Annotated in this window: 12 protein-coding genes; 5 read left to right on the top strand and 7 right to left on the bottom strand. The window is 62.2% G+C overall.

Going from position 1 to position 13,164, the window contains the following annotated elements; genetic code table 11:
- Positions 1 to 26 precede the first annotated feature (26 nt).
- From LH20_RS01245 to LH20_RS01235, 3 genes are all read right to left on the bottom strand, one after another.
- On the bottom strand, positions 27 to 899 hold the full coding sequence (locus tag LH20_RS01245; RefSeq protein ID WP_053552657.1) for a FecR family protein: 873 nt from the start codon (positions 897 to 899) through the stop codon (positions 27 to 29).
- Between the two features lie 40 nt (positions 900 to 939).
- Positions 940 to 1,455 carry an RNA polymerase sigma factor gene (locus LH20_RS01240; RefSeq protein WP_053552656.1) on the bottom strand — a complete coding sequence of 172 codons (516 nt, stop codon included), beginning with the start codon at positions 1,453 to 1,455 and terminating at the stop codon, positions 940 to 942.
- Between the two features lie 797 nt (positions 1,456 to 2,252).
- Entirely contained in the window at positions 2,253 to 3,278 is a 1,026-nt protein-coding gene (locus LH20_RS01235; RefSeq protein ID WP_053552655.1) for an IS110 family transposase, read from the bottom strand.
- Between the two features lie 185 nt (positions 3,279 to 3,463).
- Here LH20_RS01235 and LH20_RS01230 point away from each other — a divergent pair, with 185 nt between their 5' ends.
- The gene (locus LH20_RS01230; RefSeq protein ID WP_053552654.1) at positions 3,464 to 5,047 is read left to right on the top strand and encodes an ISL3 family transposase; all 1,584 of its coding nucleotides are present in this window, start codon (positions 3,464 to 3,466) and stop codon (positions 5,045 to 5,047) included.
- 343 nt (positions 5,048 to 5,390) lie between these two features.
- Here LH20_RS01230 and LH20_RS01225 read toward each other — a convergent pair whose 3' ends face one another.
- A complete protein-coding gene (locus tag LH20_RS01225) occupies positions 5,391 to 5,828 on the bottom strand; it encodes a MarR family winged helix-turn-helix transcriptional regulator (protein ID WP_053552653.1) in 438 nt (145 codons plus the stop codon).
- Between the two features lie 86 nt (positions 5,829 to 5,914).
- Between LH20_RS01225 and LH20_RS01220 the strand changes: the two genes are divergently transcribed.
- A complete protein-coding gene (locus LH20_RS01220; protein ID WP_053552652.1) occupies positions 5,915 to 6,343 on the top strand; it encodes a nuclear transport factor 2 family protein in 429 nt (142 codons plus the stop codon).
- A gap of 75 nt (positions 6,344 to 6,418) precedes the next feature.
- Here the strand turns inward: LH20_RS01220 and LH20_RS01215 are convergent, their stop codons facing one another.
- Positions 6,419 to 7,300 (bottom strand): Rossmann-like and DUF2520 domain-containing protein, encoded by an 882-nt coding sequence (locus tag LH20_RS01215; protein WP_053552651.1) that lies wholly within the window; start codon positions 7,298 to 7,300, stop codon positions 6,419 to 6,421.
- A gap of 156 nt (positions 7,301 to 7,456) precedes the next feature.
- Here LH20_RS01215 and LH20_RS01210 point away from each other — a divergent pair, with 156 nt between their 5' ends.
- Together LH20_RS01210 and LH20_RS01205 are read left to right on the top strand one after the other, a co-directional pair.
- Complete coding sequence (locus LH20_RS01210) at positions 7,457 to 7,993, top strand: hypothetical protein (RefSeq protein ID WP_053552650.1); 537 nt, start codon at positions 7,457 to 7,459, stop codon at positions 7,991 to 7,993.
- A gap of 530 nt (positions 7,994 to 8,523) precedes the next feature.
- Entirely contained in the window at positions 8,524 to 10,875 is a 2,352-nt protein-coding gene (locus LH20_RS01205; protein ID WP_053552649.1) for a sensor histidine kinase, read from the top strand.
- Here the strand turns inward: LH20_RS01205 and LH20_RS01200 are convergent.
- Both LH20_RS01200 and LH20_RS01195 read right to left on the bottom strand, forming a co-directional pair.
- The gene (locus LH20_RS01200; protein ID WP_053552648.1) at positions 10,861 to 11,478 is read right to left on the bottom strand and encodes a response regulator; all 618 of its coding nucleotides are present in this window, start codon (positions 11,476 to 11,478) and stop codon (positions 10,861 to 10,863) included. The genes LH20_RS01205 and LH20_RS01200 overlap by 15 nt on opposite strands.
- Positions 11,479 to 11,714: 236 nt before the next feature.
- Positions 11,715 to 12,053 (bottom strand): hypothetical protein, encoded by a 339-nt coding sequence (locus tag LH20_RS01195; protein ID WP_053552647.1) that lies wholly within the window; start codon positions 12,051 to 12,053, stop codon positions 11,715 to 11,717.
- Between the two features lie 83 nt (positions 12,054 to 12,136).
- On the opposite strand from LH20_RS01195, the gene LH20_RS01190 reads away from it, so the two are divergent.
- The gene (locus LH20_RS01190; RefSeq protein ID WP_053552646.1) at positions 12,137 to 13,063 is read left to right on the top strand and encodes a LysR family transcriptional regulator; all 927 of its coding nucleotides are present in this window, start codon (positions 12,137 to 12,139) and stop codon (positions 13,061 to 13,063) included.
- The last annotated feature ends 101 nt before the right edge of the window (positions 13,064 to 13,164 follow it).

Genomic DNA, 13,164 nt, shown 5'->3' with positions numbered 1-13,164 from the left:
ATTATGATGCGCCATTATCTTGGCAACTATTCAGACAAGAGAATGCGCCCGTCGGAGCGGCCGATCTTGAAGCCGTGAATGACCGACAGGTATCCAAGCTGATTGTCCGGATCGGTCAGTTGAATGCGGCCGGTCACACGCCGCTCCGCAAGGCTCTCGCTGGCAATCTCGATGGGCAGCGAAGCAGCGCCTGCCAGGTCCGCCACCACTTGCCGCATCGGCGCGTCCTGATACTCGACCCATTCGCTGCGCCAGCGGGCAATGTTGCCTGCGTCGGGATCGTCGAGGCGGGATAAGCCGGAGTCGGTCAGCGCCGCCGCCTGGTTGGCGGCAAGGTCTATCGATTTGCCAAACCAGCCATTGGGGCCGAAGCGCACAACGCCTTCCTCGACTGAAACGCGAACGTCCGAAAGCTTTTTCGATACCTCGAAACGGGTTCCAAGGTCGGTGATCCGGGCTCCGCCCGCCTCGATGCGGAAGGGCCGGGAGGAATCGTGCGCAACATCGGCGAAAAGGGTTCCGCGGGTCAGTTCCACCACGCGTTCATGACGTGTATATCGAACCCGAACATCCGCCCCGCCGGCGAGAGTCAGACGGCTTCCATCGTCAAGCGTGACGTTGCTGATCGTCTTGTCCGCTGCTGCGAATTCCTGCGGTTGCGTGAAGAACAGTTCGACCGATGGGACCGCCTTGTAGCCACCGAACATGACAAGCGCGACAGCGAGAGCACCCGTCACGAGTGCGCGAGGCGAAGGGCGTTTGCGACTGTAGGCATCCAGGGCCAAGTCCATGTTCGACCCCATCATCCGGCGCCACATCGCATCAAACACGGCCTTGCGGCGCGGGTCACCACTCAGCCATGCATCAAAGGCAGCTTCATCGACCGGCTCGCCATCCATGCGACGAACGATCCATTGGGCTGCTTCCAACTCGATCGGGTTATCCTCTGACAGGTCCGCCTCGCCGCTCGATCTTCTCGATCGCCATGTTCAGATCCACCATGGCGCGCGCAACATGAGCGTCGACCGCACCGGGTGAAAGTCCCAGGGCCTCAGCGACATCCCGGGCGGACTCTCCATGCCCGCGACGGCGGACGAAAACCTCTCTTCGAAGTGGGGGCATTCCTTTCAGTACGCCCAGCACAATCCTGACCAGTTCCCGCTCTTCCAACTGCTTGTGGATGCATGGCTTGTTGCACGGGATTTGGTCGGAGAGTTCGATGGTCGCATGACGGCTGGCATGTCGAAAGTGATTGCGAACCAGGTTCAGCGATATCCGGCGCAGCAGGGCCTGCGCGTTCATCACAGTGTTCTCCGGCCTGGCTTCATAGGTCAGCAGCCGGAGATAGGCTTCTTGAACGATATCCTCGCGGACAGCCGAATCGCTGACCTGGCGCCCTATATATCGCAGCAGATCGGTGCGTTGCGCGGTCAACTCGGAACTAGTCAGGCCCATCGGGCAGACGCCCTATCGGCGGTCCGTGACAGCTTTGCTACGCATATTTCTGGTTCAGCCAACAGAACGGGACCTTCTGCAACGCCGGACCAGCGAATCCCTCTCGAACGCCCGTCGTACGCACCGCTTCTACAGCGCCGTTGCGTGGTCGCGCTCCCTGCCACGCCCATGTCGGAGACCAAACGGAAGCTGCCGATCTGGATGACACGGTCGAGGCCATCGAACGCGGCAAACCGCCGTGCAGGCATCCCTTTGAAATCGGAGAAGGTATCGTCCTCTGCGACGACAAGGTGGGCTGCTCCGCCAGTTTAAATCATAGGACGTTTCGCGCGGGGGTTCGGAGGATAGCGTGCAGGCTGATGCCAGAAAAAAGGCGCCGTCATGCCCAGATCTGTCGCCAAAAACTACACCGCCTCAGGGCATCTGGTTCAGCAGTTGCGGCGGGAAATCCAGTACGAACTCGGAATAATGGGCCGACATTCCAAACGTCTCCTCGCCACTACGCCCGGCATAGCGGTTCAGCAGAGGTGAATAGGTATAGAACCGGATTTTGCGTTTTTCAGTTGTCAAACGGCCTTTTAATTGCGGGTATCTGTCAAGCCTGCATATTGATCCGAACCGGGGTCATGGTCCTTTTCGAGGTCATGCCTCATGATGATGTCCGGGTCGGATGCCTCAACGTGCGCAACGCGGTCCTGGAAGTCCGCAGCCGTTTGAACGAGGTCACCGCAACCACCGTCCCGGTGGATCATCACAGGTCTGGCGTCAGGCCTGCAATCTCAGGGTGGGTATGACGGTCAGGCAGGCTGCTTCCCCCACTCGAACTCGGTTCCATCCACCCAGATACAATGAAGGATGATGGCGAGCTTTCGGGCGACCGCGACCTGCGCCTTCTTCATGCCACTTCGCTTCGCAAGCCGCAGCCCCCACGCCTTGAGCGAGCACCACCGCTTGGTTCGATGGAGCAGCACGCTGGCCGCCTCGAACAGATAGGCGCGTAACAACCGGTCGCCCCAGCGCGAGATTTTTTCCGTGACGTCCATTTCACCCGATTGCTTTCGGCGGGGCGTAAGTCCGAGATAAGCGCCAACCTTTGCCGCATTCTGGAAACGGGTTGGATCGTCGATCGTGTGACGATATGTCAGGGCCGTGACGACGCCAATGCCCGGCACGGTCATGAGCCGCCGCGTCGTTTCATCCTCTCGCGCAAGGTCGCGGATTGTTCGGTCGATCTTTTCCAGTTCGCTACAAGTCTGTTGGTGCACGGATAGCAGCGGCCGAAGAATGGGGCAGAGAGCATGGCCATCGGCGATGAGGTCGTTGACCCGCCGTTGGAATTGCCCGCCGGCAGCGCGTGGAAAGAGCAGACCGCATTCCTTCAGCATAGACCGCATCTGGTTTTCGAGGTCGCGCCGGACCCGTACCAATCGGGATCGACACACGAGGATGGATCGCGCGGTCTGGCTTTCTTCACTCTTGACGGCAACCTCCCGATACCAGCCGACCCGGACGAGTTCCGCCAAACCGCGAGCATCATTCTCGTCGCTCTTGTTCATGCGAACGGACAGGGCCGCATGGGCGTGACGCGCATCGATGCAGACCACGGGCAAACCGGTGCGCTTGAGTTCATGCCAGAGCCAACTCGACATGGCGCCCGTCTCGAGGCCGACGCGTTCGGCATTGGGAGCTTTCTTGGCGATGACCGCCGCCAGCACGCCCGGATCGGATTTCACCCGGCCCTGGTGTATGGGCCGTCCTGCCTCATCGACGATGCAAATCGACGTTTCCTTTTGCGATACGTCCAGTCCGACATAGTGCTTCATGGCGATGCTCCTCCGTTACGATGATTTCTCGCATCCTGCAGCTGTCGCGCCCAAATGAGAACAACGGCAGCAATTACGTCATCGTGTTCAAAAGGGACCCCCGATCAGCGTCGAAGAGGGGCTCTGACTCACTTTTGGTGCAGGCGGGATGATAATGGCGAGATTTTCCGCAGGAGGATATCGTCATGGGAGACAGCGCGCTTCGCGATGGCATCGCGCCGACAGGACTGGTGATCGAGAAGGTCGAGAACGTCAGAAGTCAGCTCCAGATCACCGCGCGGTCGCTATCTCGGACCTCTATCTGCCCAGGATGTGATCGCCCATCGGCCCGTGTGCATAGTCGATATCACCGCACCCTTGCCGATTTGCCGGCTCATGGCCGTCCGGTTCGGATCAGTCTTGTCGCCCGGCGCTTTCGTTGCGCCACATCGCGCTGTCGTACGCGCATTTTCGTCGAACGCTTTCGAGCAGATGTCGCAGCGACATTTTCCCGGCGTACGGCCCGCCTCGATTCCATCGTGCATCACCTCGGGCTGGCGCTGGGCGGGCGTCCGGCGGCCAGCCTGGCTCGCCGGCTTCTGATGCCTGTCAGCAAGGATACATTGCTGCGCACCGTCCGCCGCCGTTTCGACAAGACGCAGGTGAAGCCGACGATCGTCGGCATCGACGACTGGGCATGGAAGCGCGGGCAACGATATGGAACGATCGTCTGCGATCTGGAACGTCGGCGGGTTATCGATCTTCTTCCTGATCGCAGTGTTTCCACAGTCGAAGCCTGGCTCAAGAAAAGACCGGAGATCACTATTATCGCACGCGATCGCGGTGGCGGTTACCGCCATGCCGCTGCCCGCGCCTTGCCACACGCCAGACAGGTCGCGGATCGCTGGCACTTGATGGAGAACGCCAGCCAGGCCTTTCTCGATGCCGTCCGTAAATCCATGCGCGCCATTCGCCACGCACTGCAGCGGGCTGACCCCGATCCGAACCTTCTTACCCGCGCTGAGCGGCTCCAATATGAAGGCTTCAAGCGGCGCCAGAATGCCGACGACTTGATCCGCGCGCTGCTCCTGAAGGGCACGTCGATCAAGGCAATCGTTCGCGCAACCGGCTATGCGCGCAAGACTGTGCGGCAAGTTGCGCGCGGCGGACGATCTGATATTTTCCGTACGCGTATCGGCTCTCTCGATCCCTGGCTGGCAACGCTGGACGGTGAATGGCATGGCGGTTGTCACAACGGGGCCGAGCTTTGGCGTCGGCTCAAAGGCCGCGGCTTTCAAGGTGGTTTGCGCGTCGTGACCGAATGGGCGACGCGGCGGAGGCGCGACGAGGCTGCGCCCGGTCGCGGGCCACGCGCCGTTCCATCGGCGCGGGTGGTTGCCCGGCTCATGACGGCGGCGCGCGATCAGCTCTCGATATCGGAAGCCAGGCTTGTGACCATGATCGAAGACGCCGTCCCGGCGCTCGTCTCCGTTCGCAATCTTGCCGAGCGTTTCCATCGGATGATCAGGCAACAAACCGACTGCGACCTCGCCACGTGGATCGAAGAAGCCCGCGAAACGCCGTTCCGTTCGTTCGCCAATGGGCTCAGCGACGACTGGGATGCTGTAAGAGCCGCCATCACCCACCCTTGGTCCAACGGACAAACGGAAGGACAGATCACCAAGCTAAAGCTCGTCAAACGGCAAATGTACGGACGCGCAAAGCTCGATCTTCTTCGAGCGCGACTAATGCCACCCTGCGATCAGCCCGCTCACCTGCACCAAAAGTGAGTCAGAGCCGAAGAGGGACCCCCTTTTCGGATATGATGCCGGCTAGTTGAGGGTCGCCTTGCGCTGCGCGCGACCCGCGGCGGCGTTCAAGGGCCCGAGGGTCGGTGATTGCTGAATCAAATCTTGGATATATTAATCTACGATTAAATAAGCATTTTCAATATGATGATTGTCTTCGGACACGAAATCTGGTATATGAGGTATCGGCGAACGGACGCAAAATAGGCCAGAGAGCTGATGCCGTCGCAGGGGTCCTCGGCTCTTGGAGCCCGAGTTTGCGCCCGGCGCGCTCGAATTGGCGCGACCGGTGGTCGATGCAGGCGGACAAAGGAGACGCCTGGTATCAGTCGATGACCGCGAGCAGCCGGCGCATGATATCAAAGAGGCGGGAAACCTCCGCCGCTCCCAGGACATCGGCGAGATCCGCCTCGGCCTGCCGGCTGAGACGCGCGAGCGTCGCGACGGCCTTCTTGCCCCGGCTGGTGAGAGTGACCCGTTTTGCGCGGCCATCCAACGGGTCGGGGCCGACGGCCACATAGCCTAGCTTCTTCAGGCTCTCGGTCAGATAGGCCATGCTCTGCTTCGTCATTCCTGCCCGTTCGGCAAGGTCAATCACGCGCGATCCATCTGGATCGATGTTGCGGAACAAGCTCGAATGGGCAGGACGGAGATCGGCAAAGCCCAGTTCGCGCGCCTCGGCGTAGATCCGGGTTCGCATCCGATCATAGGCGCGGCGGAAAAGCTGAGCGAGACGTTCGTCAGCAGGCGATTTCTCATCCATGTCGCACCTCTTGCATAAGACAGATAGTCTGTCTATGTGTATTTCGACAGATGAACTGACTATATTGACAGGAGGAGAACAGGACCATGAACGAAGTGGCAGATGTGATGGAGCGGAGTGACATCGTGGCGCATAATCTGCACGTGGCCGGCGAGCATATCGAGAATGAGGCGCGCGACCCCGCTTCGGTCATGGCGCTCTACACGGACGATATCGTCCTTGAAGTACCGGGCCGCGCCCTTCGTTTCGCGGGCCGGGCAGCCATCGAGGAAAATTACCGCCGCATGTTCGGCTCGATGACGGACATCGAAATAGAGCCGCTCGAGCGCTTTGCGACCGAGGATCGCGTGGTCGACGACATGATCGCGCGTTTTCGCCTAATCGGCGATGGGATGGTCAATGCCCCTCTTCCCGTTGGATCGCGCGTAGAGCTGCGCCTCGTGCATGTCTTCCATATGAAAGACGGCCTGATCTCGCGCGAGATCGTGCATGAGCACTGGCGCGAGGCCGCGTGACGAAATGCCGGTGCCTTGCAGCAATGGTGCCAGCCTGATCCTCGGCGTAGGGATTTCGTGGACCGAGTTACGCCATCAGCGGCGGGGCTGATCCAGACGGGCGCGGAGCGCGGGCGGAACGCGGGCTCCGGAGCGTTCCAATGCGTCGAGCGTGGCGAGTGCCATGGCGCGATAGGGAGGCAATATCTCCGGCCTATGCCGGGCGAGTGCCCCGAGATGTCCCGCAATCGTCTCCTCGTCACCGCGCAGCAGCGGACCGGAAAGCGCCGAGAAGCCGTGCTCGAGGCTGTTTTCGAGCGCCGCTCGAACGAGCGGCGCGAGCAGGCCCGCAGGGTCGTCCACACCCGCGCCGCGGAGCGCGTCGAACGAGCCCTCGAGTAAAGTGACAAGATGGTTTGCGGCGTGGCAAAGCGCGGCGTGATAGAGCGGACGATGCGCTTCGGCGATATCGACGCCGACGCCGCCAAGACAGGACACGACATCGCGGGCGGCCGCCGTCGCCTCGGCGTCCGCCCCTGTAATCGCGAACCGAGCGCCCGACATGCGCTGCACCTCGGTGTCTGGGTCGCCGGTGAAGGTCATTACGGGATGGATCGCCGCGGTCAGCGCGCCGACGGCGCGCAGAGGATCGAGCAGCGCTGCCCCGCTGCGTCCGCTGACATGGAAGACGAAGGGCGCGCGCCCTCTCGGCATCGCGGCTGTCATGGCCGCCGCGACTGAAGCGAGCGCATCGTCGGACACCGCAATGCCGATCAGGTCGCAGGCGCCGACCAGCGTTTCGAGCCGCTCTGCCGTCGCCGCCCAGCCGGCCTGTTTGACAACAGTCTCCAGCCGGTCCGGCGAGCGGCCCCATAGCATAACGGGCGCCGCCGAGTGAGCGCCAAGGCCGAGTGCAAGCGCCTGCGCCACCCGGCCCGCGCCGACGATCCCGATTTGCCGATAGCCATTCATCGTCATCGCCCTCTTGTAGCGCCCCCAAACCGCTCCCGCCATGGTGCCGGCCGATGCAGCCCGGCGCGTCCGGGGCACGGCAGGCCCGATGAGGACTCCTTGCGACGCGCGATTGGCTCTAGGCGGAGGCCTGGGGGGCGACTTGAGGACGGGAGCAAGAACATGAACGCCCTTTCGACGCGAGATGGTGGCGATGCCGCCAACGACGTGTACCGCGGACCGCATGGCGAACCGCCAGTCGACGCCGCGCTCGGCCTTCAGCTCTCCCGCGCCTGTGCGCTAACGCTGCTGCGCTTGCAACTCGCCTTCGAGCGCGGCGACCGGACCGCGGCGATCGAGGCGATCGATCGGCTCCACGCCCTTGATGCCCAGGTCGAACGTCTCGTCGAAAGTCTGCCTTGCGCTGAAGATCCGAAGCTGAAGGCGATCACCCGCCAGATACTGGAAGAGAAGATGGCGCTCGCCTTCGAAAAGCTCGCGCTGGCGAGCGGGGTCAGCGGGCCTGACCTCGCGTCAGCGCCCGCCTTCCTGCGCCGGGGCCCCAGCGAGCCGCCTCCTACTGTCGCGGAACCCGATATCGACGAATTTCCGGTCGAGGACACTCCCCCGTTTGCGGCGATCCGCACCTATGCGCCCCGCGCCGCGCTGCTCGTGGCGCTCGCGGCCGGAACCGCCGGCGTGCTGGCGGTCGCGCTCTAAGTTCGGTCTGCCCCCTTGCAAAAGTGGCCGGGGCGGTGGGTGCTGCCCCGGCCGACTGCATGGTTCCCTCCCGACCGGGTCGCGGGGTCAGGCGGAAATCCATGCAGCCACGCAAGCACCGTCGGTGTTGCGATCCGAGATCGATGTGCCCGAGCCGGGCGGCAGCGAAACCGAAGACGGCTCCACGACAACCGAAACCCAATTCGATCGCAGCGAAGCTGCGCGCGGGCCGCTGGCCGGACATCAAATGCCAGACATCGAACAATCCCCTCGCCGAAGCGGGGTAGCCCGAACAGCGCCGGGAAGCCGCGTCCATGGGTTCGACCTGTCTGCTGCACCCCCGCGCCGAACGAGCCCTCCGGCTGTCGACATCAGGAGACCGACTAGTTGCCCAATGATGCCGGCGTCTACCCAATGTTTTTTGGGGTCGGCTCCGTTTTCCTTCTCCAGCGGCTAGCGGGAGAACGTGCCAAGCGCCTCAGTCCAAAAGAAATTTGACTTCCGCCGGGCACGCAGCAACATCACCGGCGATGGGGGGATCAAGCCGAATTCTGCTGTTCGTGCTCGCCATGCTGGCGGCGCTGCCGTTCGCGCAGGGTGCGCCTGCGCTCGCGGACCGGCCAGGCGCAAACCAGGCTTCCCCATCGGGCAACAAAGACTGCCACGATCGACCCGGTTGTTCCCGCCCGGGGGGCGGGGCTTTGCAGCTTCCGGTGCTCGAACTTCGGCCTGGCCACGACGCGCCATCGCTCGCGCCTTTCGTCCGCTACGCAAAGCATAGCGCGCCGATCGACCGGGCGGTTGCGAACGCAATGCTCGCGGCCCCGCTCGCGCGCGTCACTGGACCAACCATCCATTTCGGGCCGCCCGGACGCCACACGGCGGTGCTATTGAAGGTTCGCAATACGGGCGGCGGCCAAGGAAGCTGGATCCTGACCACCGGACGCGGGTCCCTTGCTTATTTTCGCCTCTTTGAAATGTCGGAAGGAGAGCTGACCCTGCTTGTCGACGGGACGGATGCGCGCACGGCGAGCGACAATTTGCAGACCTATCAGGCCTTCAGCACCGAAGTGGTGCTCGAACCAGGCCAGGAAAAACTGATCCTGATCGACTTTCTCTCTGCAAACTCGACGTACATGCCGCTGAGAATCGCGACCTACGGCACCTTCTTTAAGGAGCGGCGCGCCAATATTGCCATGGTATCGGGCCTGGTCGTCGGCACCGCTGTTCTGATCCTGCTGAACTTTCTCTTCTTCGCGATCACCGGCCACCGCGAATTCATCTGGCTGGCGGTTGCCGAGGCTTTCTTTGCGCTCAACACCATCCATTCAGAAGGCTACGTCACCATATTCTTCCTCGCCGACAAACCGCTGACCGGCGTGGCAATCGAGGATGTAATCAAATGCGGCTTCGCCGCTTCGATGGCGCAATTTTGTCGCAGCTTCGTGAACACGGCCATGCATTTTCCCAAGCGCGACATAGCGCTGAAGGGCCTGATCGTCGCGGCCCTCGCGATCATGCTGCTGCAGGCGGGGCTCTCCATTTATCCCAATGGGCTCCGGGCCACGCTGCATGGCGCGACCTGGATCGTCACGGTCGCGGTCGCTTTGTTTCTGCCCGTGGTCGGATTTGCCGCAATGCGGGAGTTCGGGCGCCAGCTCTGGCCCTTGTTCGCGGGCTGGGCCAGCCTCGCGCTGTTCATCCTCTATGCTGCGGTTGCATCGATGGGTCTATTTACCTGGCTGCCGATCAACTGGCACTTGGCAGGGCCCGTCGGCCTTTTCGAGGCGATCATGGTGACCCTCGCGCTGGGGCTCAATCTCAAGAAAATTCAGGCCGACAAGCTCGCTGCCGATACCAACTATGCGCGTTCCCTTGCCGAACGCGTCCGGATCAGCGAGCGTGCAGCCCGGCTCGCCGAGGAAAAGGCGTTCGCACTTGCAACGGTCAACAGCCAGAACGCGATGCTCCACGCCTCGGGTCACGACAGCAAACAGGTGATCCTGGCGCTCAACAGCGCGGTCGAGGCGCTGAAGCGCGGCGACGACTCCGGCAAGCACCGCGAACTCACAGAACTGCTGCAAAGCTCGGCCGCCTATTTGAGCGGGATCGTCTCCACCACCATATCGGGTGCCAGCATTGTCGGTAGCGATACGGACTTCATCACCCTCAGCAGCTTTCGGGCAGAGGCCCTCACCGAACCGCTGGTGATGATGTTCAAAACCAGCTTTGCGCAGAAAAAACTGACGCTCGACGTAGAAATCGCGGGCGAAATCATGATCCTGTCGGACAGGCCGCTCCTGATGCGCGCGCTCGCGAACCTCCTCGGCAACAGCTATCATTATACCGATAAAGGCGGCGCGCGGCTCCATGTCGCGGCGCAGGAGGCGCAGGTTGTCGTCACCATTACCGACAGCGGCAAGGGCATGCCTGCTGACGTCATGACCCGGCTCAATGACGAGTCAGTCACCCGGCTGCGCGCCGACGAGACCAATGACGGCAGCGGATCCGGTTTCCAGTCAGCGAAGCGATTGATCGAAGCGCTGTCGGGGTCGATACGCATCCTGACCTCGACACCGGCGGGCACCGAGATCCGGATTGTCCTGCCCCATGCGTTCCTCGGCGTCTCGCCCTGTGCGGTGGCCGATATCGCCGATTTGCTCCCTGACCTTCATCTGCTCGACTTTGATCAGCGCGACACATTCGAGGCGGCGCTCTCCACCATCCCCGCGCCAAAGGAGCAGATCATTGCCTGCACCTATGACGACACGAGCGTCACGCGCGGTCGCCTTGCCGACATGGTGGGAATGGTGCTCATCAAGCCGCTGTGCCGCGAAATGGCGGCGCATCCCCGGCTGAGAGGATGCTCAAAGGAGATTTAATTCGTGCGCGCGATCGACGATCTTGCGGTTGTGAGTCACGTCGAGCTTGCGCCGAAGTTCGGCGATGTGAAACGAGACTGTCGGCTGCGCGATCGAAAGTCGGTATGCGATTTCCTTGTTGCTTTCGCCCTGCGCAAGATAGTGGAGGATTGCCATCTGCCGCGACGATAAAGTCACCGGTGGCTGTCGATATTTCCCCAGCGCCTCGCGCATATGGGGAGAGATATAGATGTCACCTGCGAGCGCTGCATCGCACGCGGCAAGAATTTCCCGGGGAGGGTCAGCCTTGCTCACCACCGCGCGCGCGCCGAGCTTCAACGCATAATCGACCTCGCCATAGTGGGTCTCGCCCGTCAGGATGATCACGGTCATGTCGCGTGAACCGATAATTTCTGCAAGGACGTTGATGCCGCGCACGTCGGGCATGTTGAGGTCGAGGATCACGAGGTCAACAGGCTGCGACTGGACGAAGGCATTCACCGTGGCGCCGCGGTCAAGCGTGCCGACAACCAAAAAGCGCTCCTGGCCCGCGAACAGCAGCCGCAAACCGCTCTGGGTGATCGGGTGATCGTCGACGATCAGGATCCTGTGATGGGTGCTCATCGCCGTTCCTCGCCCCCGCAAGCCGCAGCCTATCTGCCTTAAGTGAGAGAAATATCGCAACCTGAATAATCTTGGGGCGCCCGCGATTCCTGGCCTGCCCGCCGCGGGATCGATCAGGTGCCGCGAACTCGAGGCTCCTTGATACAAATGGGGCGGCTCGATGAAGAGCCGCCCCAGTTGTGGAGTCCGCCGGGGAGAGGGAGAGTGCGGCGGACCGGAGATTGGTGCCTAATGACTCAGCGAGCGGCCATCTGGCTGTCGGATTCGGCTTCGGCGACGCCGGCGATCTTCAGCGCAGCGCGATACTGCTTGGCAGCGGCACGTTCATTGCCCGCTTCGCACAGCTTGTTGCCGGTCGAAACAAAGCGCTTCGCGCTCGACTGCTTGCCGCCCTGCATGTCATCGGCAGCAGCGCGGGCCTGATCAGCAAGGCCCGTGCAGCGATAATCGCTGCCCTTTGCCTGGGCGTGGGCCGGCGAGGTCGAGGCGATCAGGCCGGTGAAAGCGAGCGCGGAAGCCGCAACGATCGCGAAGGCAGAGGGAAAACGTCGGAAAGAGGAGAGCTGATAGGTCATGGGAGAGGTTCCTTTCGTTTCGTTGTGCAACCTTTTTAGCCGCGGTTGCGCACATAGATAATCCTCTATAATCTGCAAGTGCCTTGAAGCAGGATTTAACAATTCCCCATGGGGCGCTCGACGGGATCGAGGCTTTCCTGCGCGTCGCGGAGCGCCGGAGCTTTTCCGCCGCGGCCGCGGATCTCGGCGTCTCGCCTTCGGCGATCAGCCAGACGGTCAAGGCTCTTGAGGCCCGCGTCGGCGCGCCCTTGTTCATGCGCACCACCCGCAGCGTTGGGCTGACCCAGGCGGGTGAGATGTTTCTGGAACGCGCCGCGCCGGCCTATGCCGGGCTCGCCGATGCCTATGAGGCGGCACGCAACCTCGGTAACCGGCCCGCGGGGCGGCTGCGAATCAATCTGATGCGTGGTGCGGTCCAGCCGCTGTTCGCGCCGATCCTCGCGGGTTTCTGCGAAGCCTATCCCGAGATCGAGATAGAGATTTTCGCTGACGACGCCTTTGCCGACCTTAGCGCCGGAGGCTTTGATGCCGGAATCCGCATGGGCGAATCGCTCGATGCCGATGTGATCGCAGTGCGGCTAACCGGGCCGTTTCGCTTCGTCGTCGCCGCAACGCCCGCCTACATCGCCCGCTACGGACGCCCTGAAACGCCGGAGGACCTGCGCAACCATCGCTGCGTGCGCCTGCGCCTTGGCACCGGCGCGATGATGCCGTGGACTTTCGCGCGCGGCAATCGCGAGATCGAGGTTGCGGTGACCGGTCCCGTGATCGTCAACGATTTCCATGCCATGATGGTGGCCGTCAGCACCGGTGTGGCGATGGGCATGATCGCCGAGCCGACCGCGCAGCCACTGGTCGAGGCGGGCGAAATCGAAGTGCTGCTCACCGAACATGCGGCCTCGACCTCCGGTCTTTTCCTCTATTACCCAAGCCGCAAACAGGTGATGCCGAAACTGCGCGCCTTCATCGATTATGTCCGCGACCATCTGCCCGACGATGTGACCGGCTGAACCATCCCCATGCCCCGCACAAATAAATCCCTTTGCCGCGCGCAGAAAAATTGGGCTGGCGATTCCCGTCAAAAGACGGCAGCCAGATGTCAACTAAAACA

The organism is Sphingopyxis sp. 113P3, assembly GCF_001278035.1.
In the GTDB taxonomy this organism is placed as follows: Bacteria; Pseudomonadota; Alphaproteobacteria; order Sphingomonadales; family Sphingomonadaceae; genus Sphingopyxis.
Note: the sequence above shows the minus strand (reverse complement) of the source record. Positions and strands in the feature narration are given on the sequence as shown.